Origin of the sequence: Streptomyces sp. NPDC127106, from assembly GCF_042677605.1 — a bacterium.
Lineage (GTDB): Bacteria > Actinomycetota > Actinomycetes > Streptomycetales > Streptomycetaceae > Streptomyces.
Genome location: NZ_JBHXTC010000001.1, coordinates 358,206 through 384,266 on the forward strand (window position 1 = coordinate 358,206; position 26,061 = coordinate 384,266).

Sequence of the window (26,061 nt, forward strand, 5' to 3'; positions counted from 1 at the left end):
GACCCGGGGCCCGGGGCCCAGGGCCCCGGACCGCCCGCCCCCGCTACCGGGGGTGGTCGAGGGTCCGGAAGGCGAAGCCGACCACCGCGGGCAGCAGGATGCCGAACCCGATCAGGCACAGCCACAGCCCCTGGACCACGCCCAGGCCGATCAGGGCGCTGCCCGCGGCCGCCGTGACCGGCAGGTAGGTGCGGGCCGGGAAGAACTCGCGCCGCCCGCCCGCCTCCTGCACCTCGGCCGTCCCCCGGTCCTCCGGCCGGCTGCCGCCGCGCCGGTACTGCCGCCACAGGAACGCGGCGACGAGGGCCGTCATGAGGAACGACACGGCCAGCGCGGCGGTTCCCGCCGGCTCCCCCGAGAACCAGGCGTAGACGGCCATGGTGGCCCCGAAGAACAGGGCGGTGCCGGTGAACAGCCAGGCCTCACCCTTCACGGGTCACCTCCGGGTGGTGCAGGTCGAAGGCGGGGGATTCGGAGCGGATCCGCGGCAGGGCGTGGAAGTTGTGCCGGGGCGGCGGACAGCCGGTCGCCCATTCGAGCGAGCGCCCCCAGCCCCAGGGGTCGTCGACGGTCACCCGCTCGCCGCGGGTCTGTGTCCTCCACACGTTGTAGAGGAACGGCAGGGTGGACAGCCCCAGCAGGAAGGCCCCGATGGTGGAGACCGAGTTGAGGACGGTGAACCCGTCTCCGGCCAGGTAGTCGGCGTACCGGCGGGGCATGCCGGCCTCGCCGAGCCAGTGCTGGACGAGGAAGGTGGTCTGGAAGCCGATGAAGAGGGTCCAGAAGTGGATCCGGCCGAGCCGCTCGTCCAGCATCCGGCCGGTGAGCTTGGGCCACCAGAAGTAGAAGCCGGCGAAGGTCGCGAAGACGATCGTGCCGAACAGGACGTAGTGCAGGTGGGCGACGACGAAGTAGCTGTCCGTCAGCTGGAAGTCCAGCGGCGGCGAGGCCACGAGGACGCCCGTCAGCCCGCCGAGGAGGAAGGTGACGAGGAAGCCGACCGACCACAGCATCGGGGTCTCGAAGGAGAGGGAACCGCTCCACATGGTCCCGATCCAGTTGAAGAACTTCACCCCGGTCGGTACGGCGATCAGGAAGGACAGGAGGGCGAAGAACGGCAGCAGCACCGCGCCCGTCGCGAACATGTGGTGCGCCCACACGGTCGCGGACAGCCCGGTGATGGCGATGGTGGCGCCGATCAGGGAGGCGTAGCCGAACATGGGCTTGCGGCTGAAGACGGGCAGGATCTCGCTGACCACCCCGAAGAACGGCAGGGCCACGATGTAGACCTCCGGGTGGCCGAAGAACCAGAAGAGGTGCTGCCACAACAGGGCGCCCCCGTAGGCCGCGTCGAAGACGTGCGCGCCGAGCTTCCGGTCCGCTTCGAGGGCCAGCAGGGCGGCGGCGAGTACGGGGAAGGCCAGCAGCGCCAGGATCGACGTGAACAGCACGTTCCAGGTGAAGATCGGCATGCGGAACAGGGTCATCCCGGGCGCGCGCAGGCAGACGATGGTGGTGATGAAGTTGACCGCGCCGAGGATGGTGCTCACCCCGGAGACCGCCAGCCCCATCACCCACAGGTCGGAGCCGGGACCGGGCGAGTACACCGCCCCGTTGAGCGGGGCGTACGCGAACCAGCCGAACGCGGCCGCCCCTTGTTCGGTGAGGAACCCGGACACGACCATCAGAGCGCCGAAGAGGTACACCCAGTAGGTGAACGCGTTGAGCCGGGGGAAGGCGACGTCGGGCGCGCCGATCTGCAGGGGCATGACCGCGTTGGCGAAGCCGGTGAAGGTGGGGGTGGCGAACAGCAGCATCATCACGGTGCCGTGCACGGTGAACAGCTCGTTGTACTGCTGGTTCGAGAGGATCTGGGTGCCGGGGCGGGCGAGTTCGGCCCGCATGAGCAGGGCCAGGACCCCGGCGAACAGGAAGAAGGCGAACGCCGTCACGAGGTAGAGGTTGCCGATCACCTTGTGGTCGGTGGTCGACAGCCAGCGCAGCAGCGCCGCGCCCTGGCCGGCGCGGCGTTCGGTGCGCTGTCCGGCCTCCGTCCGGGCGGACCCCTCGGAACCGGAGGGCGGTGCGCCGTGGGGCGAGGGGTCCACTGACGTCATCCGGCCTCCCGAGCCTCGCCACCGCACCGCGGCCCGGCGGCCGCCGTACCGGTACCCCTCTCTGCTACAGCTGCGGGGGCGCGGCGGTGCGACGGCGCGCCGCAATGTGGCCCGGTCGGACCGGTCCGGCCGGGCCCCGCGGGCGGGGCGTGACGCCGCGGGCGCCGGGTCAGTCCGCGGCGTCCTTGGTGGTGATGAGGTCGGTCAGGGCCTGGATCCCGCCGTCGGTGAAGGCACGGCGCTGCCGGTCCGCGGGGGTGCCCTGCTGGAGCAGCCGGTGCAGGAGCGCACTGACCTCCCGCAGGTCGCCGGCCTCCTCCAGGGCGGGTGTGATGTGCTGGACCAGCATGTACAGCACGTCCCCGGCGCTCTGCCGGTGCCCGTTCGGGTCGAGGAGGGTGCCGCTCAGGCCGTACCGGGCCGCGTGCCACAGGGAGGCCTGGAGCAGTTCGGGGGCGCAGACGGGCGGCGGGGCGCCGGCCTTCTCCTCGTTGACCGCGGTGGTGATCAGGGCCCGGGCGATTCCGGCGAGCAGGACGGCGTCGTCGGCCTCCAGCTGCACGTCCAGGCACCGGATCTCGATCGTGGGGTAGCGCTCGGACAGCCGCGCCTGCCAGTACAGCTGGCCCCGGTCGGCGATCATCCCGGACTCCACGAGCGCGTCGATCCGCTGCTCGTAGTCCGCGAGCGAGTCGAAGTGCGGGGGGAGGCCGCTGACCGGCCACCGGCCGAAGACGATGGTGCGCCAACTCGCGAAGCCGGTGTCGCGCCCGTCCCACATGGGCGAGTTGGCGGACATCGCGAGGAGGGTCGGCAGCCAGACCCGCAGCCGGTTCATGGCGGCCACGCCGGTGTCCCGGTCGGGGATCGCGACGTGCACGTGCATCCCGTTGATCAGTTGCTCGTCGACCAGTCGGCCGGCCTCCTCGCGCATCTTGAGGTACCGCGTCTCCCGGGTGACCGGTACCGGGATCCCGTCCCGGAGCGGCACCGTGGCGGTCTTGGCGACCACGCACCCCTCCTGCTCGGCGGCGGCCGCCACCGCGTGCCGCAGCCGCAGCAGGTGGCCGCCGACCTCCTCCAGGTCCGTGCAGACGGGGGTGGCGACCTCCACCTGCGCCTGGAGCAGCTCGTGCTGGACCTCGCCCTCGTCCGCCCAGGCCCCGAGACCCGCCCGGGCCCGCACCTCCTCGGCGCAGGCCACCGGGAGGTGGGTGGCGGGGTCCAGCAGTACGTACTCTTCCTCAACCCCGACCGTGGTCATGTCCCGCCGTACTCCTCGCCGAGATACCCGTGCCGACCCCCGTGTCGAACTCCCTGTCGAACTCCTTGACGAGTGCCCCGCAGAAGGCTTCCAGGTCCGCCGGTTTCCGGCTGGTGACCAAGGTGGCGGGGGCGGCGCGGCACACGTGGACCTCCTCGTCCACCCAGGTGCCGCCGGCGTTGCGGATGTCGGTCGCCAGGCTGGGCCACGAGGTCAGCGTGCGGCCCCGTACGACGTCGGCCTCGACCAGGGTCCAGGGCGCGTGGCAGATCGCCGCGACCGGTCTTGCCGCGTCGAAGAAGCGCCGGACGAACCGGACGGCGCCCTCGTGCAGGCGCAGGGCGTCCGGGTTGGCCAGGCCACCGGGCAGGACGAGCGCGTCGAAGCCGTCCGCGGCCGCGACCGCGTCCTGCCCGAGCACGTCGTCGACGTGGTGGCGGCCGGCCTTCTCCAGGTGCCGGAAGGCGCGAACCTCCCCCGGCTTCGTGGAGACCAGCCGCGGTTCCCAACCGGCGTCGAGCACGGCTTTCCAGGGCTCGATGAGCTCGATCTCCTCGACGCCCGCGGGCGCGGTCAGAAAGGCGATGCGCACCAGGCTCACTTCCTTCGGTCCGGGGCCCGGGCCGGCGGTGCCCCAGGTGGGTTCCGCGTCTGCCCGCTAGGACTCACCTCAAGCATGGCAGGGATGCCCGTCCGCGGAACTCCGGGAAACCCGGGCATCCGGCGGCCGCCCGCCTCCTTCGGGCGAATCCGCCGGCGGGTGCGTGCGCCGTCCGGTCCTGCGTGGGACTTCGTACGGCGACGGACCTTCGCCACCGGCAGAGGCGGTACACGCGTAGATGAGCAGGCGATCCGCGGCACGGCCGGACCGCCACCCGGCGGGGCCGCGCGGGGACGGCCCGCGCTCCTCCATCCGGGTGGCGGCCCGCCGCACCCGCGCCCGGTACGGGGCCGGTCCGGGGACCCAGACCGGGGTGCGCGGCCGCAGGCCGCCGACCGGGTCGGGCGGGGGCCCGGGCGCGGTGTCGCCGCTGCTGCGGACGGCCGCCGCGTACGCCTGGCGGCTGCTGGTGGTCGGCGCGGCCGTGTACGCGGTCTTCGTGGTCCTGGGCCGGTTCCACGAGGTGGCCGTGGCCGTCTTCCTCGGGCTGGTCGGGGCCGCGCTGCTGCGTCCGCCGGCGGACCTGCTGGACCGGTGGATGCCGCGCCCGCTGGCGGTGGCGTGCGCGGTCGTCGGGAGCATCGTGGTCCTGATGGCGGTGCTGGCGGGCATCGGGGAGACAGTGGCCGTGCAGTGGCAGTCGCTGGTCACGGAGTTCCGGGTCGGCCTGGGCCGGCTGCAGGGGTGGCTGGACCGGGCGCCGTTCGGGATGGCCCCCGGCGCGCTGACCGACCTGCGGGAGCGGATCGGCTCGTACCTCACCAGCCACCGCACCTCGCTGCTCAGCACGGCCTGGGACAGCGCGGGCCGGGTGGCGCACGCGCTGACCGTGGGCGCGCTGGGGCTGTTCTGCGCGGTGTTCTTCATCGCGTCGGGCGAGCGGCAGTGGAACTGGCTGTGCGGCCAGCTCCCGCGGGGCGGGCGGGACCGGGCCCAGGTCGCCGGCCGGGCGGCGTGGCGGGCGTTCACCGGGTACACCCACGGGATCGTGCTCGTCGCCGCGACGAACGCCGTGCTCGTGGGCGTCGCGCTGTACGCCCTGGGGGTTCCGCTGGCGGTGCCGCTGGCCCTGCTGGAGTTCTTCCTCGCGTTCATCCCGCTCATCGGGTCCCCGATCGCCCTCGCGGTCGCCGTGGTCGTCGCGCTGGCGACCAAGGGTCCGCTGGTCGCCGCCCTCGTGGTCGCGCTGATCGTGCTCATCGGGCAGCTGGAGGGGCACGTGCTGCACCCGCTGGTGATGAGCTGGGCGGTGCGGCTGCACCCGGTCGTGGTGGCGCTGTCGGTGGCCGCGGGGACCATTGCCGCGGGGCTGGTCGGCGCGGTGGTGGCCGTACCCCTGGTGTCGGTGCTGTGGGCGGTGCGGCTGGCGCTGCGGCACCGGGCCGGCGGGGGCTGATCCGGGGACCGATCCGGGGACCGATCCGGGGACCGATCCGGGGACCGATCCGGCGGGCTGCTTTCGCGGCGGTCCGCCGCGGGTATATCCCTCAGGACAGCTCACGAGACGGCCGGGTCGCACAGCTGTGCGGCGCGACCACCCGTCGGAGGAGCCGACATGCTGCATGCAGAGGTCACCGAAGGAATCCCGCAGGACCCGTTGAGTGTGAGCACCGGCGAGGCCCGAGCCCTGTCGGAGACCCTTTTCCGCAGATTGCGGGCCCTGGAAGAAGGGACGGCCGAGTACTCCTACGTGCGCAACACCCTCGTGGAACTCAACCTCAGCCTGGTGAAGTACGCCGCGCGCCGCTTCCGCGGCCGCAGCGAGCCCATGGAGGACATCGTCCAGGTCGGGACGATCGGCCTGATCAAGGCCATCAACAGGTTCGACCCGGCGCGGGGCGTGGAGTTCACCACGTTCGCCCTGCCGACCATCACCGGGGAGATGAAGCGGTTCTTCCGCGACACCAGCTGGGCCGTCCGGGTGCCCCGGAGGCTGCAAGAGCTGCGGATCGGCGCCGCGAAGGCGCACGACGCGCTGGAGCAGGACCTCGGCCGCGAGCCGACCGACGGTGAGATCGCCGAGCACCTGAAGGTGAGCGAGGAGGAGTTCACCGAGGGGCAGAAGGCGGCGCACGCGTACTCGGCGCGGTCCCTGGACGCGCCGGTGCGCGAGGACGGCGACCGGCAGCCCGGATCCGACCGGCCCTCGCTGGGCGAGGAGGAGACGGCGTACGAGCGCATCGAGTGCCTGGAGTCCCTCAAGCCGGTTCTGGCCGCGTTGCCGGAGCGCGAGCGCACGTTGCTGTCGCTGCGGTTCGGGGACGAGCTGACCCAGTCCGAGATCGGCGAGCGGCTGGGACTGTCCCAGATGCACGTCTCGCGGCTGCTCAGCCGGACGCTGGCCACGCTGCGGGCGAGCCTGCTCGAGGAGACGTGACGCTTCTGGGCCTCACTTCGGGACCGGACACGGGACCCAGCAACTTCGCGACGTCGGGACCCGGACACGGGACCCAGCGCCGTCTAGCACCTGGCGCTGGCACCTAGCGCCGTCGCCTCGAAAGCGGTGACGCGACCTCGGCCCAGACCGTCTTGCCGGTGCCGTCCGGGCGGGGCTCCCAGCCCCAGTCCCGGGCGAGCCGGTCCACCACCAGCAGGCCGTGCCCGCCGGGGAGGGCGGGGTCCGTGGCCCTCCGGCGGCGGGGGTGCTCGGGGCTCCCGTCGCCGACCTCCATGCGGAGCCGGTCGGCGGTGCGGCGCAGCACCAGTTCGCTGGGGCCGCCGGCGTGCACACAGGCGTTGCTCACCAGTTCGGAGACCATCAGCAGGACGTCCTCGGCCAGCAGGACCTCCTCGACGGCCTCGGACCGGCCCGACTCCTCGTCGTCCGCCTCGTCGCCGTACTGCCCGTCGGCGTCCCGCCGCGCGTCACCGGCCGGCACGGGGATCCACTGCCAGGCGGTGAGGGCGTCCAGGGTGAAGTCGCGGCAACGCGCCACGACACCTCGGGCTCCGCGGCCGAGAGCCAGCCTCCGGATCTCCTCGCTCATGGCATGGTTCCCCGTTCCTCCTTGCCGTGCGACCTGCCGAGAGCCGCCTACCCGGCCGGGCCGAGAACATTCGCCGGGGGGCGGGTTCACGGTAGGAGCGCGGCGCCCCCGCAAAGGTATCTCGATGTCAAGATGCTTATCGCGGCGCTACGCTGACGCCAGAGGCCGCAGCGGGCCCGGGGAGTCGGGGCCGGGAGACCGGGCGGGGGACCGGGGCCGGAGGCCCGGAGCCGAGGGAGGAACCGTGACCGAGCGCAAGCCACCGGGCGTCAGCTTCGAGTCCTGGGTGGACCGGCAGATCCGCGAGGCCGCCGAGCGCGGCGCGTTCGAACAGCTGGAGGGCCTGGGCAAGCCGCTGGCCTCCGCCGACACCCCGTACGACGAGATGTGGTGGGTCAAGGAGAAGCTGCACCGCGAGGGCTTCGCCGCCCTGCCGCCGAGCCTCGCCCTGCGCAAGGAGGCCGAGGACGCGCTGGAGGCCGTGCACGCGGCCCGGTCGGAGCGGCAGGTGCGCGCCATCCTCGCGGAGGTCAACGAGAAGATCCGCGAGGCCCTGCGCATGCCTCCGCCCGGGCCCCCGCTGCTCCTGTCCGTCTTCGACGTCGACGAGGTCCTCGCGGCCTGGCGCGCGCAACGCACGGGCTGACGCGCAGCCCAGGGGTGGCGGCCTCGGGGGCGCCGGCGCCGACGTGCCCGTCCGGCACTCCCGGCCGACAGCCATAGACAGTGCTACAAATGGTCTCGTGGCCCATCCTTGCAACCCGTGCCGGGGACGTCGGTGCGGTCACTGAGCGGGAAACGCCCGCGGAGCGTCGCCAGACAGGTATTCGTCCTTCAGGTGGCGATCGTGGTGCTGCTCTCCGCCGGCGCGGTGCTGGCCCTCCTCCTCCAGTCGCGCCACGACGTCGAGCGGGAGGCCCGCAACCGTTCCGTGGCCGTCGCCGAAACCTTCGCGCACTCCCCCGCGCTGCGCGAGGCGCTGCGCTCCTCGGATCCGTCCAAGTCCCTCCAGCCGCTGGCGGAGCAGACGCGGAAGGCCGCCGGGGTCGATTTCATCGTGGCGATGGACACCAACGGCATCCGGTACTCCCATCCGCTGCCCGACCGGATCGGCAAACGCTTCGTCGGAACGATCGAGCCCTCGCTGCAGGGCCGCGTGCACACCGAGAGCGTGGAGGGACCGCTGGGCAAGGAGATCCAGGCGGTGGTGCCCGTCTTCGCGGAGGGCGACAAGGGCAAGGTCGAAGCGCTGGTGTCGGCGGGGCTCACCGTGGAGAACGCGAGCGGCGCCGTCGACCAGCAGCTCCCGGTGATCCTCACCACCAGCGCGGCCGGCCTGGCCCTCGGCACCGCCGGCGCCGCGCTGATCAGCTGGCGCCTGCGCCGGCAGACCCACGGTCTCGGCCCGCTCGAAATGACCCGGATGTACGAGCACCACGACGCGGTGTTGCACTCCGTACGCGAAGGGGTGCTGATCACCGACGGCGGCGGACGGCTGCTCCTCGCGAACGACGAGGCGAAACGACTGCTCAGCCTGCCGCCCGGCGCCGAGGGCCGGCACATCCGCGAGCTCCCGGAGCTCGACGGGCACCTGGCCGACCTGCTGCTCTCCGGGCGGGAAGCCACCGACGAGGTGATGGAGGCGGGAGAGCGGCTGCTGGTCATCAACCAGCGGTCGACCCGGCCGTCGGGCAGCAGGACCGAAGGCATGGCCGTCACCATCCGGGACTCGACCGAGATGCAGGTCCTGACCACCCGGGCCGAGGCCGCCCGCAGGCGGCTCAGGCTGCTCTACGACGCCGGGGTCGGCGTCGGCACCACCCTCGACGTGGAGCGGACCGCCCAGGAGCTCGCCGACGTCGCCGTGCCCCGCTTCGCCGACTTCGTCACCGTCGACCTCGCAGAACCGGTCCTGCTCGGCGACGAGCCCACCGCAGCCGCCGTCGACCTGCGCCGCACCGGCGTGGGCGGCATCCGCGACGACGTCCCCCTCTACCCCCGCGGCCGGCTGATCGACTTCCTGCCCTCCACCCCGCAGGCGCGCGGCCTCAGCAGCGGCCGGGCCGAGGTGATCACCGACCTGGCCGACGCCCCCGGCTGGCACGCGCAGGACCCGCCGCGCGCCCGGGCCATCATCGACTACGGCGTCCACTCCCTGATCACGGCGCCGCTCAAGGCCCGCGGCGTCGTCCTCGGCGTGGTCAACTTCTGGCGCTCCGAGAAGCCGGAGCCGTTCGACGAGGAGGACCTCTCCCTCGCCGAGGAGCTCGTCGCCCGGGCCGGGGTCAGCATCGACAACGCCCGCCGTTACACCCGCGAACACGCCCTCGCCGTCGCCCTCCAGCACAGCCTGCTGCCGCGCGACCTGCCCGAACAGGACGCCGTCGAGGTCGCCCACTACTACCTGCCCGCGCAGTCCGGCGTGGGCGGCGACTGGTTCGACGTGATCCCGCTCCCCGGCGGCCGGGTCGCGCTCGTCGTCGGCGACGTGGTCGGCCACGGGCTGCACGCGGCCGCGGCCATGGGCCGGCTGCGGACCGCCGTACTGAACTTCACCTCCCTCGACCTGCCGCCCGACGAGCTACTGGCCCGCCTCGACGACCTCGTGCAGTACACCGACCAGAACGGGGAAGGCGGTGGAGCCGAGGGCGGCCTGCTCGGCGCCACCTGCATGTACGCCGTCTACGACGCCGTGGCCCGGCGCTGCACGCTGGCCCGCGCGGGCCACGTGCCGCCGGCGGTGGTGTACCCGGACGGCCGGGTCGAGACGCCCGACCTCCCCGCCGGCGCGCCGCTGGGGCTCGGCGGGTTCCCCTTCGAGGCGGCGGAACTGGAGCTCCCGGAGGGCAGCCAGCTGGTGCTGTACACGGACGGGCTGATCGAGGACCGCGCCCGGGACATCGACGAGGGGCTCGACCTGCTGCGGTCCGCACTCGCCCACGCCGACCGCAAGCCGGAGGACACGGTGGCGGCGGTGCTGCAGGAGCTGCTGCCGGTCCGCGCCCGCGACGACGTGGCCCTTCTCGTCGCGCGGACCTCGGTGCTGGCGGCAGACCGGATCGCCGAGTGGGAGGTCCCGTTCGAGCCCAGCGCGGTCGCGACGCTGCGCGCGGTCGCCGTGGAGAAGCTGGACGAGTGGGGGCTGTCGGAGCTCTCGTTCAGCACCGAGCTGGTGCTCAGCGAGCTCATCACCAACGCGATCCGGCACGGCGCGGAGCCGGTGCGCGTACGCCTGCTCCGCGACCGGGTGCTGACCTGCGAGGTCTTCGACGGCAGCAGCAGTTCGCCGCGGCTGCACTACGCGACGACCACCGACGAGGGGGGCCGCGGGCTCTTCCTGGTGGCCCAGCTCAGCCGGCGGTGGGGGGCGCGGTACACGCCGGAGGGGAAGGTCATCTGGTCGGAGCAGCAGCTACCGGACGGCGGGGAGGGCTGAACTCCTTCCGCACACCTTCTGGCCGTTCGTCCTCGCAGTCACCCTGGCCACGGCGGCGCATGCCGCCGGGCAGGCGGCGCGCAGCCCGATCATCAGGCGCCACGGCGGGATCCGGCCCCAGGAGTTCCGCGCCTACCTGCGGGCCGCGACCAACATCGGCATCTCCCTCGGCGCCCTCTTGGCCGGCTGGGCGGTCCAGGTCGGCACCTACTCCGCGTACGGGTCCTCGTCCTCGGCAATGCCGTCTCCTTCGCGGCCGCGGCGGCGATCCTGTTCTTCCTGCTGCCGGGCGACGGGCCCGGTCCGGTGGCCGACGGGCCCCGCTGGGCTGCACTGGGGGACCGCCCCTACCTCCTGGTCACCGCGCTCGACGGCATCATGGCCATCCAGTTCAAGGTGCTGACCGTGGCGATTCCGCTGTGGCTGGTGGAGGCGACCACCGCACCGCACCGGATGGTCTCGGGCACCATGCTGGTCAACACGGTCATCGTGGTCGTCTTCCAGGTGCGGCCAGCCGCAGCATCGACTCCCTCGAAGCGGGCGGCAGCGCCTACCGCCGCTCGGGCGTGGCCTTCCTCGCCTCCTGCGCGCTGGCCTCCCTGGCCGCCGGGGTGCCGGCGTGGGCCGCTGCCGGACTCCTGGCGGGCGCGGTCGTGGTGCACACGCTCGGCGAGCTGTGGCACGCGGCAGCCGGCTTCGAGGTGTCGTTCGCCCTCGCACCGGAGCGGGCGACCGGCCAGTACCTGGGCGTGTTCGGCTTGGGCGCCGGCCTGTCGGAGACCCTCGGGCCGGGGCGGCTCATCGCCCTGTGCATCACGTGGGGCCGCCCGGGCTGGTACGTCGTCGGTGCGGTGTTCGCCCTCACCGGGCTGGCCGCGCCCTACGCCGTCCGCTGGGCGCAGCGCGTCCGGCAGCAAGCGGCGCCCGTGCCGGTGCCGGGTGCGGCCGGGGGCGGGGCTGCGACCGGGGGCGGGGCTGCGACCGGGGCCGCGCGCGGGGGTCAGCTGGCGCCGTAGCGGGCGCCGATGCCGTCGAGGATGAGCTGGAGCCCCTCCTCGAACTGGGCGTCGTAGTCATCGAAGAGGTGCGTCCCGGCGGCAGCTGCGAGCGGGTAGTCGGCCAGGCGCTCGCCGCGCTCGGCCACGTCGAAGCCCTCCCGCCGCTCGCCCGGGACGGGGTGGACGCCCTGCTCCTCCGTGACGAAGCCCAGGGTGTACACGAAGGCGGTCGCGAGGGCGCGGACGGCCTGGGGCAGGTCGAGGCCGGCCTCCTGAAGGGCCCGGAGGTGGGCCTCCACGTGTTCGCCGTGCCCGGTGCCGGTGAAACGGGAGCCGCTGAAGACTCGCGCGCCGTCCCGGTAGGAAAGCAGCGTGCGCCGCAGGTGGCGGTTGCTGGCCAGCAACATCGCGCGCCACTCGGGCCCCTCCGCCCCGGCCCCGTGCGGCGGCGGCACGGCAGCCGGGTCGGCGGTCATGCGCCGGTGCATCTCGGTGGCCATCTCGTCGATGAGCTCTTGCTTGTTCTTGAAGTGCCAGTACAGCGCGGGGGCCTTGACGTCCAGTTCGGCCGCGATGGCCCGCAGCGTGAGCTTCTCGAGCCCCGTCTCGTTCAGCAGGCGCAGGGCGGCCTCGGCGACGGTCAGGCGGCTCAGCGGCGGGACGCGGGGCGGCGTGCGGTCGGGCTCGGGGGTCATCGCCGGCCTCTCTCCTGTGATCACGCGGCCACGCCGCGTCCGGGACATCGGGGTTGACAGCTTAACAACGTTAAGTGCATCCTCGTGCCATGAGCTCCTTAACGACGTTAAGGAGCGGTGGGGAAGTGTGGCGGGCGCGCTGCGCCCGGACGACGAACGGGGATGACGATGAGCGCACGTATGAACCAGATCGGGGCCGACGGCGTGACGGACGTGCTGGTGGTCGGCGCGGGCCCGACCGGCCTGGCCCTGGCGTGTTGCCTGGCGCGGCGGGGGGTGCGCCCGCTGGTGGTGGAGCGGGCGGCAGGGCTGTTCCCGGGCTCGCGCGGCAAGGGGATCCAGCCGCGGACGCTGGAGGTCTTCGACGATCTCGGTGTGCTGGAGGAGGTGCTGCGCTGGGGCGGCCCGGCCCCGGTGGGAATGGCGTGGAAGGACGGCGTACGGCTGGGCGAGCACCACATGTTCGACGAGACGGAGCCCACCGAGCAGGACCCGTACACGGGCCCCTGGATACTGCCGCAGTGGCGGACGCAGGAAATCCTGCTGGCCCGCCTGCGAGAACTGGGCGGTGACGTGCGGTTCGGCACGGAGCTCACCGCTCTCGCTCAAGACGCCAACGGCGTCGAGGCCCTTCTTTCGCCGGACGGGGGCCCGGCTGCCGCGTTCCGTGCGCGGTACGTCGTCGGCGCCGACGGCGGCCGGTCCACGGTCCGCCGGCTCACCGGCATCAAGATGACCGGCGAACGCATCGACCCCACCCCGCTCGTCGTGGCAGATGTGGTGGTCGACCACCTGGACCGCGACAACTGGCACCTCTTCCCGCCGGCCGAGGACGGCAGCCGGGGCTTCGCCGCCCTGTGCCCGCTGCCCCACACGCAGGAGTTCCAATACGTCAGCCAGTACCGCGAGGTGCGGGCCGACCTCTCCGCCGACGACGTCCGCGCCCTGGTGGCCGAGCTCACCCACATCCGGGCCGAGGACGTCCGGGAGGTCCGCTGGGCCTCGGACTTCACGGTGAACGCGGCGCTCGCGGACCGGTTCCGGGAGGGGCGGGTCTTTCTGGCCGGGGACGCGGCGCACATCCACTCCCCGGCCGGCGGCCAGGGCCTCAACACCAGCGTCCAGGACGCCTACAACCTGGGCTGGAAGCTCGCCGCCGTGCTGTGCGACGGCGCACCCGAGAGCCTGCTCGACACGTACGAGGAGGAGCGCCTGCCCGAGGCGGCCGCCGTGCTGGGACTGTCCACGCGCATCCACCGCGGCGAGGCGCGCCGCGGGGCCGCCACCCGCCAGCTCGGCATCCACCACCGGGACTCGTCGCTGTCCCGCGAGACCCGGTCCGGCCTGCCGGAGGACGCCCTCACCGCGGGCGACCGTGCCCCCGACGGCCGGCGCGACGGGCTGCGGCTGTTCGACCTCTTCCGGGGGCCGCACTTCACCCTGCTCGCCGTCGACACCGAGCTGCCGGAGCGGCTCCCGCCGCTGCCGCAGCTGCGCACGGCCCGCATCGGCGCCTACGAGGGGTACGGCCGCGGCCTGTTCCTGATCCGCCCCGACGGTTACACGGCCTGGGCGGGGTCCTCCGCGTCGGAAGCGGCCGACCTGGCGGACTGGTCGACCCGGGTAGGGGGTCCGGCAGCGGGCCCCATACCGGCAGCCGGCTGACCGCCCCGCCGGAGCCGATCAGGGGACCGCGGCGCGGCGACGGGGCGCGCCGCGGCCTCCCGTGCTGCCGAGTGGCCCCCCGTTGTCGGGAGGCCGGGCCGGGGTGCGTACGCTCACCTCTCCAGACCAGGGGAGGAGACATACATGCAGGTCAGGTCCAGACGACAGATACTCGCAGCGATCGGGGCGGCCGCGCTGGCGCCGGCGACCGCCGGGTGCCTGCCGCTGGGAGGGCTGGGCGAGGAGCGCGAGACCGGACCGATCGGCCCGGTGGCACAGGCACTGGGCCCGGACGGGACCACCATCGTGGTCGGTGACCCGTCGGCGAAGCTGACCGTCAAGCTCTTCGAGGATCCGAGCTGCCCCGCCTGCGCCGATTTCGAGACCACCGGTACCGGGCCCCGCCTGCTCCGTATGGCGGCCGCAGGCGAGCTCCAGCTGCACTTCGCGCTGGGATCGTTCCTCGGCTCCGGGTCCAAGCGGGCGGTCAACGCCCTGCGTGCGGCACTGGACAAGGGCAAGTTCGTCGACCTGCACCAGGCGGTCTACGACGGACAGGCATCGGCCAAGCGGCGCGGCGGCTTCAGCACGAACACCCTGCTCGAGCTGGCCGGCACGGTCGAGGGGCTGCGCAGCGGCGACTTCGACGACGCGGTGCGCACGGCCCGGCACCGAGAGTTCGTCGAGGCCGCCGACGAGGCCCTCGGCAGGTCCTGGGTGCGCGGGACCCCGTCGATGGAGGTCAACGGGTGGCCCGTGACGGAGGACGACCGCGATGTCATGGACGACGGGGCAGCCCTCCGCCGGTACCTGAAGTCGACCGCCGAGCACCCGCCGCGCCGCTGAGCGGCGGTGCGGGAGCGCGGGGCGCGGGCTCAGGTGTGGCTGTTCTTCGACGCGTAGTGCTCGATGATCTGGATGGCCGCCATGTCGTCGGCGTGCTGGCCGCGCTCGAACTCGGGGGCGTCCTTGACCTCGGCCCGTGTGGCGGACAAGTGGACGGTCTCGTTCTCTTCGTCCACCCGGGTGACGACGGAAGCCGGGACCAGGACGTGCCGCCCGAAGATCCACGGGCCGGTGTCCACCACCATGAACTGCCGTCCGACGTACTCGCTGTGCCGGTCCACCTTGCCGATGGCCCCGTCGGAGGCCTCGACCTTGTAACCGATGAGGTCGGCCATGTCAGCGGCCATACGTCCTCACCTCTCCTGTTGGGCTGGGGGCGTCCCCCGTCCACCCGCCCGGCCGAGGGCGAGCGCCGTCCGGCCCGGACGGGGTCATCCGGTCGCCTACCCACTGGGCGCGACTCCACACAGACCCGGGCGGGCCGCGGGCCGCCGCCTCCCCGGCCGGTACGGCCCCGCCGGGGGTGTTTGGCGGGGCCGCGGCCGCAGTGTGCGGGAAGAGACGAAGCGCGGGAGGAGGCGGTGGGGTCAGGTGCGGAAGGGGCCCGTCACCTCGTAGGTGATGCCGCCGGAGGAGCTGCCGCTGGTGCCGCGCTGGCTGGAGAAGTACAGCCGGTTGCCGGCGGGCGAGAAGGCGGGCCCGGTGATCTCGGAGGCCGACTGACCGTTGATCCGCAGGAACGGCGCGACGACGTCGTCCGGGGTGATCACGCAGATCTCCATGGTGCCGCCGTCCTCGGCGACGTACAGGTCGCCGAACGAGGACCCGGTGACGTTGTCGACGCCGGTGAGCGGGGCGCCGCCGCCGACCACGAGCGAGTCGTCGTAGGCCAGCTCGTAGGTGCTGCCGGCGAGGTTGAGCTGCCAGACGCGGTTGTCGCCCTTGGTGGTGAACCAGACCGTGTCGTTGGCGTAGTGGCAGCCTTCGCCGCCGTTGAAGCGCTTGGCGCCGGACACCTGGTTGCGGGTGGTGGTGGGCGAGCCGTCCGGATCCGGCACGTTCTGCCAGCTGAAGGATCCCGAGGTGCCGGAGCCGGCGACGAGGACCTGGAGGGTGCCGGAGGAGAGGTTGCCCCAGGTGGCGGGCAGGAAGCGGTAGAAGCAGCCGTCCGACTCGTCCTCGGTCAGGTAGACCGCTCGCCGGACCGGGTCGGCCGCAGCCGCCTCGTGCTTGAAGCGGCCCATCGCGGGCCGCCGCACGGCCGCGTTCACGCCCCACGGGTCGGTCTCGTAGACGTAGCCGAGGCTGACCTCCTCGCAGGACAGCCAGGTGTTCCAGGGCGTCTTGCCGCCCGCGCAGTTCTGGCGGGTGCTGGAGAGGATCCGGTACGCGGAGGTGACGGCGCCCGATGCGTTGAAGCGGACCGCGCTCGCTCCGCCGGACGGGTTGATCTCCGAGTTGGACACGTAGATCCAGCCCGTGCCGTCGGCATAACACGCACCGCCGTCGGGGGCGCTGTGCCACTTGTACGAGGTACCCGAGACGGTCTGGCCGGAGCGGGCGACGACGCGGCTGGTGAAGCCGCTGGGCAGCATGATCCCGTTCGCGTCGGCCGGGTCGAGCGCCCCGTACGGGCCGGGGCCCGGCTGGGCGGGGGCGGCATAGGCGGCGCCGCGCATGAGCGTGCCGCCGAAGGCGGCGGCGGAGGTGCCGACGGCAGCGCCGCGCAGGAAGGTACGACGTTCCACGATCACTCCTCGATGAGGGGGAGAGCGGGGGAGCGGGGGGAGCGCTGAGGAAGCTAGGGCCCGGGTGTTGCGCCCGTGCCAACGCCGGGTGTCGCGGGGACGGCCGCTGCCGGACCCCGAGACGACCGGGAGGGCCGGCGCGAGGGTACCGCCGCGCCCGTGAGGTGTCCCGCCCCGATCCACGGAAAAGGCGTCGCCCCGTCGCGCCCGCCCCGGATGACCGCTCATGCGCGGGCCGCCGAACCGCTCCCGCAGGCGCGCTGGTCCCCTGCACGCGCGGTGGGCCAGTTGCGGGGGTACCGCACGAGCGAACGGTCGCACGAACGTACGAGGACCTTGGCAGGCGGATTCCACTTGCCCGCAAAATCGAACAAGTGGCCTAATTCAGGCATGACGCGAACCGAGTTCCCCGATGACCTCCTCCTCATCCAGATCAGTGTGATCCAGACTTACGCCTCCCTCGCCCGGCAGTCCGGGGGAGGCAGCACCCGACTGCGACGCGCACTGATCCACGAGCTCCGGCTCCTGTACGCCCATCCGTACTGGACCGACGCCGCACACTCGTACGCCGACCTGGTCGCACTGCGCCGTCTGGCCCGCGCCCGAGCCTGGGTGGAGGCCGCATGACCCCCGGCCGGCCGGGCCGCGCCGGCCCCCGTGCCGGTTCCGACCCAGGCCGCCCCTTCCGGTGCACGCGGGCGACGTTCGGTCCCGGCCGCTGAGCGGCGATTGTCGCCGGAGCGCGAGCCCGCACGCCCGGCCAGGGGTCAACTCCGAGCCCCCGTGTCACGGCGGCAGCGGTGATCCGGTGCACACCTAGCCACCCGTGGCCGAGAAGTGCTGGTAGTCGGGGTTCGACCAGCGGCCGCCCCAGCGCCAGCCCACCTCCTCGAAGGCCCGGGTGACGACGCCGGGGCCGATCATGCCCGGAGCGGCGCGGTCGCGGCGGAGGTAGGGGCGGCTTGCGGGCGGGTGGGCGGTGCCGGAACGGTCCACGTAGGGGTTCTCCAGCGGGTTGATGTCGACGGCGTCCCCGTAGGCGTGCCGGGAGAGCCGGGAGGCGTCCCCGGTGACCCGGCGGCAGTTGAAGGCGGAGGTGTTGTCGTCGGCCATCGACTTCGCGTCGTCGCCGCCGTACGCCGAGACGGGTCGTATCCGGCGGATCGGGAAGCGGGCCCGGAAGGCCTCGCCGAAGACGTACAGCAGCGGGCGGACCACGCGTTCGTGGACGACGAGCTCCCCCCGGTGGACCTTGCCGTCGAAGCCCCAGTGGTTCATCCGGATCAGCCGCAGCCGATCGGGGCCGACCGGGCAGCCGGGGCGGTACGTGGCGCCGAGCGCTGCCGGCGGAACCGTCGTCACCCGGGCGGCCAGTTCGCGGGTCCGGGCCTCCGCCCGCAGGCCGGGCGGCGGGAGCGACACGGTCCGCGTACACGACGGGGCGGCGACGCCGAGCACGACGACCACGGCGACGGCGAGGGGGGCGAGGCGCACCGGCCCACGGTAGACGGGGCGGACCCGCCGCCCCGTACGCCACGCGGGCCACACGGGCTGCACGGGCCACGCGGACGACGTCTTACGTTCTCCCCTTCCTTCCGCTCCTTCCGCTCCTTCCACTTCTCTCGTTCCTTCCGCTCCTCCCGGGCCCGCGGCGGTCAGCGACCGGTGCGGGCGATGCTCTGGCGGGGGAGGTCCTCTTGCGTGGGCGCCGCCGAGCCGCTTTGGTGATCCGGATCACCCACGGGGCAACGGGAAGGCGGCCACGGATGGCGGACACCACCCAGACCGGCACCGAAGCGGGCGAGAACCTCGCCCCGCGCACGCCGAGTTGGCGGTCCATCGGCCCGGGGATGGTCGTCGCGGCGACCGGTGTCGGCGCCGGAGACCTCGTCGCCACCCTCATCGCGGGCAGCAAGTTCGGCTACACCCTGCTGTGGGCCGCGGTGATCGGCTGCCTGGTCAAGATCTCCCTCGCGGAGGCCGCCGGCCGCTGGCACCTCGCCACCGGCCGCACCCTGTTCGACGGCTGGCGCAGCCTCGGCTCCTGGACCAGCGTCTACTTCGCGGGGTACGTCGTCGTCTGGGGGTTCGTCTACGGCGCCGCCGCGATGTCCTCGAGTGCGCTCCCGCTGGCCGCGCTCTTCCCGGGCGTGACGGACCTGAAGGTGTGGGCGGTGCTGTGCGGCCTGTCCGGCCTGGTGTTCGTGTGGTTCAACCGGTACGCCGTCTTCGAGAAGGTCATGACGGGCCTCGTCGGCGTGATGTTCACGGTGACCGTCTATCTCGCCATCCGGGTCACGCCCCACCTCGGCTCGGCGCTCGCCGGCCTCGTGCCGGTCCTGCCGGACGGTTCGCTGGTCTACACGCTCGGCCTGATCGGCGGAGTGGGCGGGACGATCACGCTCGCCGCGTACGGCTACTGGGTCAACGCCAAGGGTTGGACGGACGCCGGCTGGATGAGGGTGATGCGGCTCGACAACCGCATCGCCTACCTCACCACCGGCGTCTTCGTGGTGGCCATGCTGTTCGTCGGGGCCGAGCTGCTGTACGCGTCCGGGGTGGCGCTGGCGAAGGGCGACAAGGGGCTGCTCGACCTGAGCGGCGTCCTGGAGGAGCGCTACGGGGCGGCGACCGCCAAGCTGTTCCTGGTCGGTTTCTTCGCCACGTCCTACACCTCGCTGATCGGCGTCTGGCACGGCGTCAGCCTGATGTTCGCCGACTTCGCGGCCACATACCGGCCGTCCCTCGTCCCCGCGGGGACCAGCCCCGAGCGGTCGCTGCCCTTCCGGGCCTACCTGCTCTGGCTCACCTTCCCGCCCGTCAGCCTGCTCTTCCTGGACCAGCCCTTCGGGCTCGTCGTCGTGTACGGGGTGATCGGCGCGCTCTTCATGCCGTTCCTGGCGCTGACCCTGCTCCGGCTGCTCAACTCCGCGCGCACGCCCGCCGCCTGGCGCAACGGGCTGCTGAGCAACGCGATGCTGGGGGCCGCCGGGCTGCTGTTCGTGGTGTTGTGCGTACAGCAGCTGCGGGACCTGGCCGGGTGACCGCCCCCGCGGCCCCCCGCCCGGAGCACCGGAACTTCGTCAGGGCCGCACCCCGGAAGCCCGTCGGCAGCGACCCGCTGCCGTCCGGGTTCCGCAGAACGGCTTCCCCGCCCGCCACGCGCGGCGGTCAGGGAGATGCCGGGTTGCCGGCGCGCAGGATGCCGTCGAGTTCCGCCTGGATCCACGTCCGCTCGGCGTCGCCGTACCGCGGGCCGGTGTTCTCGACGACCGCCCAGCCCTTGTCGCCCTCGGGGGCCGCGAGTTCCACCAGGTGGTGGTCGAGTCGCCCGGTGATCATCACCGCGAGCAGGGAGACGTACTCGCGCTGCAGGTCGGGGCCGAGCTCGCCCCCGCCGGGCACCTCGACCACGGCCTGGTACCGGCCCTCCCCGAGCAGGGCGCAGGTGGTCTGGACGGCGCGGATGAGCACTTCGAACCGCTCCCCGCTCAGGCGGGCCCGTACCCCTTCCAAGTAGGAGCCCAGGACCTCGGCTTCGGGGCCGCCGTCATCCCGTTCGGCCGGACGGTTCTCGACCACGTTCCCACCCCTCCCGGACGGCCATGTCCACGCGCAGTCTAGGCAGAACCCCCTGTCTCCAAGGCGCTCTTCGACCACTTGCCCGCTCCCCCGCAGCATCCCGGCCAACCGGCCCCGGCGGTACGCGACCGGGCCGCAGGGGTCGGCGACTATGCCATCCACATATTCTGTACGAATAGACAGCATGGGTTTTCGGGACCAATTCACCATGTTCCGTCGCCCCACGTTGACAGCCCTGTCCCCCCTGGGGGTTAATTGCTTTGCAGATGGCCGGATCCGTTCGACATACGACCGATTCCTCCCCACAAACATCACACATCCCCATGAAAATTCCGCAGCGAAGGGGGAACGTTCCAGGTCGCAGTGCTCATGTTTCACAGTGAGCGAGTACTGACGGACGAAACTTCTCCATGGGGGGGACCAAATGGCCGGGCTCACCGATTTCACCGTTCCGGATTTCCATCTTCCTTTCGGGAACGCGAAGCACCCGCACGCGGCGCGAGCCAATGCGGAGGCCACGGCCTGGGCGGTGGAACACGAACTGGTGACCGATGCCGTGGACCAGTTCGCGGGCATCGGATTCGGCCACCTCGCGGGCCGGGTGAGCGGCGAGGTTCCGTACGAGACGGTCGTCCTGCTGGCCGAGTGGATGGCGTGGTCGTTCGTCCTGGACGACCAGCACGACCACCTCATCAGGAACGGCCAACTCGCCGCATGGCAGCCCGTCGTCGGCGCCATCGCCGAGTACCTGGGCACGGGGCGGATCAACAGCGCACCCGCGCACGGGAACCCGCTCGTGCGCGGGTTCACCGAGCTCTGCGACCGGATCCTGGCCGGCCTGTCCGAGCCGGCTGCGGCCCGCTTCCGGGCCCATTTCCGGCTCGTCCTGCGCTCGTTGGACCAGGAGGCGGGCAACAGGCGGGCCGGCGGCCGCCCGACGGTCGAGGACTACGTCTTCCTGCGCCGGCACAGCTCCCAACTGCTGCCCATGCTGGACATGGTGGAGGCAGGACTGGGCATCGACCTGCCGCAGCGCATCCACGACCTGCCCGCGTTCCGGGAGGTCGTCGCGAGCGCCCTGGACATCATCGGGTGGGAGAACGACGTGTTCTCGCTGCCGAAGGAGCACTCCTGCGGGGACAACAACAACCTCGTCTCCCTCATCGCCTCCTGGGACCGGTGCTCGCTGGCCGACGCGCTGCGGACGGTGGAGGGCCGCATCCACGCCCGCATAGAGGAGTACCTGGAGTGCGAGCGGCGCCTGTTCCAGGTCCTGGACGCCGGGGAAGGGACCGAGCCGGCCCTGCGCGAGGCGGTCTCCCGATGCGTACGCAGTTATGAAGACTGGATGATCGGTGCGGATCTGTGGCAGCGTTACGAGTGCACGCGGTACAGCGACGAACGGTTCGCGGCCGGGCTGGAGTCTGCGTACACCCGCCCGGACCTGGTATCGGTGGCATGACGAGGGGGTCCGCCCGTGGCACACGTGGAACCGGGGGGCCGCACGGCCGGTGCCCCCGCGGCACCGGGGCGGTTACCGCTCCTCGGACACGCCCTCCAGCTGTGGCGGCAGCCGATCCCCTTCCTGGAGTCGCTGCGGGACCACGGTGAAGTCGTACGGATCGACATCGGCACCTGGCCGGTCCACGTCCTGACCACCCCCGAGCACGTCCACTCCGTACTGGTGCAGCAGGCGCAGCGCTTCGGCCGCGGGCGGATCTTCGACCGGCTCCGCCCCGTGTTCGGCAACGGGATCGTGACGACCGACGGCGACTTCCACCGCGGGCAGCGGCGGATGATCCAGCCGGCGTTCCACCGGAACCACATCACCGAGTACGCCGAGGCCATGTGCCGGCAGGCCGAGGCCATGTCCGCGTCGTGGACGGCCGGGCGCGAGGTGTCGATCGTCACCGAGACCCGCCGCTACGCGATGTCCTCGGTCGCCGAGATGATCTTCTCGGGGGAGCTGAGCCGCCCCGCCGTCGCCGAGGTGCACCGCTCCCTGCCGGTCGTCCTGGAGGGCATGCTGCTGCGCGCGGTCATGCCCAAGTCCCTGGACCGGCTGCCGCTACCGCTCAACCGCCGGTTCGACACGGCCGCCGAGCGCCTCCGCGGGATCATCGACGAGGTGATCGCTCAGTACCGGGACCGGGACCCTCAGGGCCGCCACGACCTGCTCTCGCTGCTGCTGTCGAGCACGGACCCGGAGACGGGCCGGACGATGGACCCGGAGCAGGTACGGGACGAGGTGATCGCCATCATGTTCTCCGGTACGGAGACCTCCGCGACCACGCTGGCCTGGATGTTCCACGAGATCGGCCGCCACCCGGAGGTCGAGGAACGGCTGCACGCCGAGGTCGACGCGGTGGTGGGCACCCGGCCCGTCCGCCCTTCGGACCTCGCCGGGCTGACGTACACGCAGCGCGTCTTCCAGGAGGCGCTGCGGCTGCACTCGCCGCTGCTGTTCACCCGCCGCGCCCTGGTCCCGATCACCCTCGGCGGCGTGTCCGTCCCGGAAGGGGCCGAGCTGGCCTACAGCCCGTACGCGCTGCACCGGGACCCTTCGCTGTTCCGCGACCCGGAGGTCTTCGACCCGGACCGCTGGCAGCGGGACGAGGGCGAACGCCCGCGCGCCCACCGGTACATCCCGTTCGGGGCCGGCCAGCACAAGTGCATCGGGGACTCGTTCGCGGTGGCGGAGATCCTGACCGCGGTGGCGAGCGTGGCCTCCCGGTGGCACCTCCAGCCCGCCCCGGGGGTCTCCGTGCGCGAGGTCCCCGCGGGGATCCCGCAGCCCAGCGCACTCCCCATGATCCCGGTCGCGCGCCGCTGACCGGGCCGGTCCGACCGCACTCCACGTAACCGCCAGCCGCCGACCCCGCCGGGACCCCCGGCGCGGTCCGATCGTTTACGTTCTCCCGCCGGTCGCTTCCCGCCATTTCTCGATCAATCCACCGCGAGGAAGTGCGCGGAGGGTACAGCATGGCACTCGCACGGGTGGCGGGATACGGAGAATGCAACGTGATTCGGCAACGTCTCGTCCCCAGGGCCATACACTCGGCCGCACGCGCAGGAGGGGGCAGGAATGTCGTATGCCATGGAACCCAGAGGAGGGGCGGACAAGCCCCTGCTCGAGCGGGAGTCCGAATTGCTGGCGATCCGACGCGCAGTGGACGATGTGCGCGGCGTGTCGGATCAGGGTGCGGGCGCGGCCACCCGCCGCGGAGGTGTGCTGACCTTCGCGGGATCGGCCGGCATAGGCAAGACCACGCTGCTGGGTGAGGCCCGCCGGTACGCCGTGGACCACGGCTGCACGGTGCTGTTCGCACGCGGCGGCGAACAGGAGCGGCAGGTGCCGTTCCACGTGATGCGGCAACTCATCCAACCGACCTTCGCGGCCATGGCCGAGGAGGACCGGCGTGCCGCGCTCGGCAACTGGTACGCCATCGTCGCCCCGGCGCTCGGTCTGACCGCGGCCCGGAAACGCCCGACGGCACCGGACCCACAGGGCGTGCGCGACGGTCTGGACTGGGTCGTCACCCAGCTGACGGTGCGCAGCGCGCCGGTCGTCCTCATCCTCGACGACGCGCACTGGGCGGACGCGGAGTCCCTGGCATGGCTGACCGCGTTCGCGGCCCGCGCCGAGGAACTGGCCATGCTGATCATGGTGGCCTGCCGTCCGGACGAGATCCCCACGGATGCCGCCGGCCTGCGCAACCTGATGGGGCGGCGCGGGACCCGGCCGCACGAGCTGGCGCCCCTCACCACGAGCGCGGTCGCGCAGATCGTCCGGGACGCCCTCGGATCGAGCGCCGACGACGTGTTCTGCCGCGAGTGCTGGGCGATCACCGGCGGCAACCCCTTCGAAGTCGTCGAGTTGGCGATGAAGGGCCGCGACCGGGGAGTCAAGCCGCACCAGGACAACATCGCGCAGCTGCGCGATCTGGCCTCCGCCGTCAAGGGCAGCGGTCTCATCGAACGCCTGGAGCAGCTCGGGACGTCGACCGTCCGGTTCGCCTGGGCCGCCGCGGTGCTGGGCACAGCGGTCCCGACCCACATCGTCGGCAGTGTCGCGGCGCTCGGCGAGGCGCAGGCCGCCGATGCCATCGAGCAACTGCGCGCCGCCCGTATCCTGACCGTCCTGACCAGCCTGCGGCGCAAGGAGGTCGTGGAGTTCTTCCACCCCCTCATCGCCACGGCGGTCTACCGGTCGATCCCGCCGGGCGTGCGCGTCGCGATGCACGGCATGGCCGCCCAGGCCCTGATCGACGACGGGCACGGGACGTCCGCCGCCGCCCGCCACTTGCTGGAAATGCACCCCGAGGGTGATCCGTGGGTGGTGCAACAGCTGCGCCAGGCCGCGCGCGACAGCTTCGCCGCGGGCGCTCCCGACGCCGCGCGCCGCTATCTGGCCCGCGCGCTGCGCGAACCGCCCGAGGCCGAGGACCGGGCCGAGGTACTGTTCGAACTCGGTTCGGCGAACCTCCTGCACGACCCCGTGACGACCATCAACCAGCTCCGGACGGCGCTGGAGGAGCCACAGATCGCCCAGGGCCTCCGGGAGTCGATCACGTACCGGCTCGCGCAGGCGCTGGCGCACACGGGCCAGCTGGCGGAAGCGGCCGGGCTGCTGGCCGACGAGGCCAAGCACGCCACGAGTTCCCGCACGCGGCTGCGCATGCAGGCCGAGCAGTTCAAGTGGAACGCGGTCCGGGTCGACGAGGAGAACTCGCCCGCCAGGTCACGGCTGCTCGCCCAGTTCGCCAAGCGGCTGGCCGGCCGCGGCCTGGCCGAGCGGCACATCCTGGGACTGCGCGCCTGGGACGCCGCCATGCGCGGCGAGCCCGTCGCCACCTCCCTGGACTTCGCGGAGCAGGCCCTCAACGGCGGCATGAGCTGGACCGACCAGGACTTCGGGTTCGAGGTGCCCGCCGTCATCGCGGTCACCCTCATGTACTGCGACCAGCCGGGTCGCGCCGAGGAGTTGTTCAACGAGGGCATCATCGACTTCGAGTCGAAGGGATGGCGCGGAGCGCACCTGTCGTTCGTGTACACCCTGCTCGGCTACGTCCGCTACCGGCGCGGGCGGCTCGCCGAGGCCGAGGACTTCGTCCGCAACGGCCTGGAGATCGCCAACCGCATCGGTCACGACATCCCGGCGCAGTGGTACGCCATCGGCACCCTCATCGAGACGCTGCTCGCCCGCGGCCACCTCGCCCAGGCCGAGAAGGTCGCCCGCACGTACCGGCTGGCGGACGGGTTCCCGCGGGCCATCGTCTATCCCGACCCGCAGGCCGTGTGGGGCAGGCTCCTGCTGGCCCAGGGCCGGATCGAGGAGGCCGAGCAGGAACTGGCCGCCGTGGGCCGGCGCCTCGACCTGCGCGGTACGCGGAACCCCTCGTGGAGTCCGTGGCAGCTCGACCTGGCCCTCGCCCAGGCGACGCACAACCCGGAGCTGGCGCGGGCCACGGCGGCCGAGGCCGTGGCACGGGCCCGCGCGTTCGGCGCGCCCAGTGTGATCGGCCAGGCGCTGCGCGTCGCGGCGGCGACCACGGACCCGGTGCAGGCGACGGTCCTGCTCCAGGAGGCCGTCTCCCACCTGGAACAGTCCCCGGCCGCGTACGAGTTCGCGCACGCGCTCATCGACCACGGCACGGCCCTGCAGACCATCGGCGATCCGCACCGGGCGGCCCAGCAGCTCTACCGGGGCATGGAGAGCGCCGTCGCCTGCGGCGCGGACGCCCTCGCCGACCGGGCCCGCTCCCAGCTCGCGTCCGCCGGTCTGCGCCCGCGCCGGCTGCACACCTCCGAGCAGGACACGCTGACGGTCGCGGAACACGCGGCGGCCCGGCACGCCGCCCTCGGCCTCGACAACGCGGCCATCGCCAAGGAGCTGCACGTCGAGGTTCCGGCGGTGTCGGAGCTGCTGTCGGCGGTCTTCACCAAGTTGGGCACCGACCGGGTCGGACTCCGCCGGGCGCTCGGCATGTGACGGCCGCCCGGTGACACCCTCGAACACCCCCGTCCGGGTTTCCGGGCGGGGGTGTTCGAGTACGCGGGTC

The 26,061-nt window shown here is 72.6% G+C and carries 23 protein-coding genes; 12 read left to right on the forward strand and 11 right to left on the reverse strand.

Annotated features, from left to right (window positions below; translation table 11 throughout):
* Positions 1–43 precede the first annotated feature (43 nt).
* The 4 genes from ACFVGY_RS01505 to ACFVGY_RS01520 all read right to left on the reverse strand — a co-directional run bounded on the left by ACFVGY_RS01505 (position 44) and on the right by ACFVGY_RS01520 (position 3,973).
* Positions 44–433, reverse strand: a complete 390-nt coding sequence (locus tag ACFVGY_RS01505; RefSeq protein ID WP_385669185.1) for a cytochrome c oxidase subunit 4 — start codon at positions 431–433, stop codon at positions 44–46.
* Positions 423–2,117 (reverse strand): cytochrome c oxidase subunit I, encoded by a 1,695-nt coding sequence (gene ctaD, locus ACFVGY_RS01510; RefSeq protein ID WP_385669188.1) that lies wholly within the window; start codon positions 2,115–2,117, stop codon positions 423–425. The genes ACFVGY_RS01505 and ctaD overlap by 11 nt, the downstream gene beginning before the upstream one ends.
* 169 nt (positions 2,118–2,286) lie before the next feature.
* Complete coding sequence (locus tag ACFVGY_RS01515) at positions 2,287–3,381, reverse strand: glutamate--cysteine ligase (protein WP_385669191.1); 1,095 nt, start codon at positions 3,379–3,381, stop codon at positions 2,287–2,289.
* Positions 3,362–3,973, reverse strand: coding sequence for a type 1 glutamine amidotransferase domain-containing protein (locus ACFVGY_RS01520; protein ID WP_385669194.1), 612 nt, complete (start codon positions 3,971–3,973; stop codon positions 3,362–3,364). The genes ACFVGY_RS01515 and ACFVGY_RS01520 overlap by 20 nt, the downstream gene beginning before the upstream one ends.
* Positions 3,974–4,220: 247 nt before the next feature.
* Between ACFVGY_RS01520 and ACFVGY_RS01525 the strand changes: the two genes are divergently transcribed.
* Positions 4,221–5,438, forward strand: coding sequence for an AI-2E family transporter (locus ACFVGY_RS01525; protein ID WP_385669197.1), 1,218 nt, complete (start codon positions 4,221–4,223; stop codon positions 5,436–5,438).
* 159 nt (positions 5,439–5,597) lie between these two features.
* The gene (locus tag ACFVGY_RS01530; protein ID WP_385669200.1) at positions 5,598–6,419 is read left to right on the forward strand and encodes a SigB/SigF/SigG family RNA polymerase sigma factor; all 822 of its coding nucleotides are present in this window, start codon (positions 5,598–5,600) and stop codon (positions 6,417–6,419) included.
* Between the two features lie 103 nt (positions 6,420–6,522).
* Here ACFVGY_RS01530 and ACFVGY_RS01535 read toward each other — a convergent pair whose 3' ends face one another.
* A complete protein-coding gene (locus ACFVGY_RS01535; RefSeq protein ID WP_385669203.1) occupies positions 6,523–7,029 on the reverse strand; it encodes an ATP-binding protein in 507 nt (168 codons plus the stop codon).
* Positions 7,030–7,273: 244 nt separating this feature from the next.
* On the opposite strand from ACFVGY_RS01535, the gene ACFVGY_RS01540 reads away from it, so the two are divergent.
* Both ACFVGY_RS01540 and ACFVGY_RS01545 read left to right on the forward strand, forming a co-directional pair.
* Entirely contained in the window at positions 7,274–7,675 is a 402-nt protein-coding gene (locus ACFVGY_RS01540; RefSeq protein WP_385669205.1) for a DUF1992 domain-containing protein, read from the forward strand.
* Positions 7,676–7,807: 132 nt separating this feature from the next.
* Positions 7,808–10,465 carry a SpoIIE family protein phosphatase gene (locus tag ACFVGY_RS01545; protein ID WP_385669839.1) on the forward strand — a complete coding sequence of 886 codons (2,658 nt, stop codon included), beginning with the start codon at positions 7,808–7,810 and terminating at the stop codon, positions 10,463–10,465.
* Positions 10,466–10,812: 347 nt separating this feature from the next.
* Here ACFVGY_RS01545 and ACFVGY_RS01550 read toward each other — a convergent pair whose 3' ends face one another.
* Positions 10,813–10,944 carry a hypothetical protein gene (locus ACFVGY_RS01550; protein ID WP_385669208.1) on the reverse strand — a complete coding sequence of 44 codons (132 nt, stop codon included), beginning with the start codon at positions 10,942–10,944 and terminating at the stop codon, positions 10,813–10,815.
* Positions 10,945–11,031: 87 nt separating this feature from the next.
* Here ACFVGY_RS01550 and ACFVGY_RS01555 point away from each other — a divergent pair, with 87 nt between their 5' ends.
* Positions 11,032–11,481: a hypothetical protein gene (locus ACFVGY_RS01555; RefSeq protein WP_385669211.1), complete on the forward strand. Its 450-nt coding sequence runs from the start codon at positions 11,032–11,034 to the stop codon at positions 11,479–11,481.
* Here the strand turns inward: ACFVGY_RS01555 and ACFVGY_RS01560 are convergent.
* Entirely contained in the window at positions 11,466–12,158 is a 693-nt protein-coding gene (locus tag ACFVGY_RS01560) for a TetR/AcrR family transcriptional regulator (RefSeq protein WP_385669214.1), read from the reverse strand. The two genes, ACFVGY_RS01555 and ACFVGY_RS01560, sit on opposite strands and share 16 nt — an antisense overlap.
* Before the next feature lie 168 nt (positions 12,159–12,326).
* Here ACFVGY_RS01560 and ACFVGY_RS01565 point away from each other — a divergent pair, with 168 nt between their 5' ends.
* Both ACFVGY_RS01565 and ACFVGY_RS01570 read left to right on the forward strand, forming a co-directional pair.
* Positions 12,327–13,823, forward strand: coding sequence for an FAD-dependent monooxygenase (locus ACFVGY_RS01565; protein ID WP_385669217.1), 1,497 nt, complete (start codon positions 12,327–12,329; stop codon positions 13,821–13,823).
* Positions 13,824–13,967: 144 nt separating this feature from the next.
* Positions 13,968–14,669: a DsbA family protein gene (locus ACFVGY_RS01570; RefSeq protein ID WP_385669220.1), complete on the forward strand. Its 702-nt coding sequence runs from the start codon at positions 13,968–13,970 to the stop codon at positions 14,667–14,669.
* A gap of 29 nt (positions 14,670–14,698) precedes the next feature.
* Here the strand turns inward: ACFVGY_RS01570 and ACFVGY_RS01575 are convergent, their stop codons facing one another.
* Both ACFVGY_RS01575 and ACFVGY_RS01580 read right to left on the reverse strand, forming a co-directional pair.
* Positions 14,699–15,016, reverse strand: coding sequence for a PRC-barrel domain containing protein (locus tag ACFVGY_RS01575; RefSeq protein WP_385669222.1), 318 nt, complete (start codon positions 15,014–15,016; stop codon positions 14,699–14,701).
* A 240-nt stretch (positions 15,017–15,256) separates the two neighbouring features.
* Positions 15,257–16,417 (reverse strand): alkaline phosphatase PhoX, encoded by a 1,161-nt coding sequence (locus ACFVGY_RS01580; protein ID WP_385669224.1) that lies wholly within the window; start codon positions 16,415–16,417, stop codon positions 15,257–15,259.
* 390 nt (positions 16,418–16,807) lie between these two features.
* On the opposite strand from ACFVGY_RS01580, the gene ACFVGY_RS01585 reads away from it, so the two are divergent.
* Positions 16,808–17,044, forward strand: coding sequence for a hypothetical protein (locus ACFVGY_RS01585; protein WP_385669227.1), 237 nt, complete (start codon positions 16,808–16,810; stop codon positions 17,042–17,044).
* Between the two features lie 189 nt (positions 17,045–17,233).
* On the opposite strand, the gene ACFVGY_RS01590 is transcribed toward ACFVGY_RS01585, so the two are convergent.
* Positions 17,234–17,911, reverse strand: coding sequence for a M15 family metallopeptidase (locus ACFVGY_RS01590; RefSeq protein WP_385669230.1), 678 nt, complete (start codon positions 17,909–17,911; stop codon positions 17,234–17,236).
* A 272-nt stretch (positions 17,912–18,183) separates the two neighbouring features.
* Here ACFVGY_RS01590 and ACFVGY_RS01595 point away from each other — a divergent pair, with 272 nt between their 5' ends.
* Positions 18,184–19,461, forward strand: coding sequence for an Nramp family divalent metal transporter (locus tag ACFVGY_RS01595; protein ID WP_385669233.1), 1,278 nt, complete (start codon positions 18,184–18,186; stop codon positions 19,459–19,461).
* Positions 19,462–19,588: 127 nt separating this feature from the next.
* On the opposite strand, the gene ACFVGY_RS01600 is transcribed toward ACFVGY_RS01595, so the two are convergent.
* Entirely contained in the window at positions 19,589–19,999 is a 411-nt protein-coding gene (locus ACFVGY_RS01600; RefSeq protein WP_385669236.1) for a hypothetical protein, read from the reverse strand.
* A gap of 529 nt (positions 20,000–20,528) precedes the next feature.
* On the opposite strand from ACFVGY_RS01600, the gene ACFVGY_RS01605 reads away from it, so the two are divergent.
* The 3 genes from ACFVGY_RS01605 (at position 20,529) to ACFVGY_RS01615 (ending at position 25,991) form a co-directional block, all read left to right on the forward strand.
* The gene (locus ACFVGY_RS01605; RefSeq protein ID WP_385669239.1) at positions 20,529–21,461 is read left to right on the forward strand and encodes a terpene synthase family protein; all 933 of its coding nucleotides are present in this window, start codon (positions 20,529–20,531) and stop codon (positions 21,459–21,461) included.
* A 15-nt stretch (positions 21,462–21,476) separates the two neighbouring features.
* Positions 21,477–22,832, forward strand: coding sequence for a cytochrome P450 (locus ACFVGY_RS01610; protein WP_385669242.1), 1,356 nt, complete (start codon positions 21,477–21,479; stop codon positions 22,830–22,832).
* Positions 22,833–23,096: 264 nt separating this feature from the next.
* Positions 23,097–25,991, forward strand: a complete 2,895-nt coding sequence (locus tag ACFVGY_RS01615; protein ID WP_385669245.1) for an ATP-binding protein — start codon at positions 23,097–23,099, stop codon at positions 25,989–25,991.
* The last annotated feature ends 70 nt before the right edge of the window (positions 25,992–26,061 follow it).

Bases quoted from the DNA above. Each gene is read 5' to 3' on its own strand.
- ACFVGY_RS01560 (WP_385669214.1), bottom strand. From the start codon at position 12,158: ATGACCCCCGAGCCCGACCGCACGCCGCCCCGCGTCCCGCCGCTGAGC.
- ACFVGY_RS01575 (WP_385669222.1), bottom strand. From the start codon at position 15,016: ATGGCCGCTGACATGGCCGACCTCATCGGTTACAAGGTCGAGGCCTCC.
- ACFVGY_RS01595 (WP_385669233.1), top strand. From the start codon at position 18,184: ATGGCGGACACCACCCAGACCGGCACCGAAGCGGGCGAGAACCTCGCC.
- ACFVGY_RS01530 (WP_385669200.1), top strand. From the start codon at position 5,598: ATGCTGCATGCAGAGGTCACCGAAGGAATCCCGCAGGACCCGTTGAGT.
- ACFVGY_RS01565 (WP_385669217.1), top strand. From the start codon at position 12,327: ATGAGCGCACGTATGAACCAGATCGGGGCCGACGGCGTGACGGACGTG.
- ACFVGY_RS01535 (WP_385669203.1), bottom strand. From the start codon at position 7,029: ATGAGCGAGGAGATCCGGAGGCTGGCTCTCGGCCGCGGAGCCCGAGGT.
- ACFVGY_RS01570 (WP_385669220.1), top strand. From the start codon at position 13,968: ATGCAGGTCAGGTCCAGACGACAGATACTCGCAGCGATCGGGGCGGCC.
- ACFVGY_RS01525 (WP_385669197.1), top strand. From the start codon at position 4,221: ATGAGCAGGCGATCCGCGGCACGGCCGGACCGCCACCCGGCGGGGCCG.
- ctaD (WP_385669188.1), bottom strand. From the start codon at position 2,117: ATGACGTCAGTGGACCCCTCGCCCCACGGCGCACCGCCCTCCGGTTCC.
- ACFVGY_RS01515 (WP_385669191.1), bottom strand. From the start codon at position 3,381: ATGACCACGGTCGGGGTTGAGGAAGAGTACGTACTGCTGGACCCCGCC.
- ACFVGY_RS01615 (WP_385669245.1), top strand. From the start codon at position 23,097: ATGGAACCCAGAGGAGGGGCGGACAAGCCCCTGCTCGAGCGGGAGTCC.
- ACFVGY_RS01585 (WP_385669227.1), top strand. From the start codon at position 16,808: ATGACGCGAACCGAGTTCCCCGATGACCTCCTCCTCATCCAGATCAGT.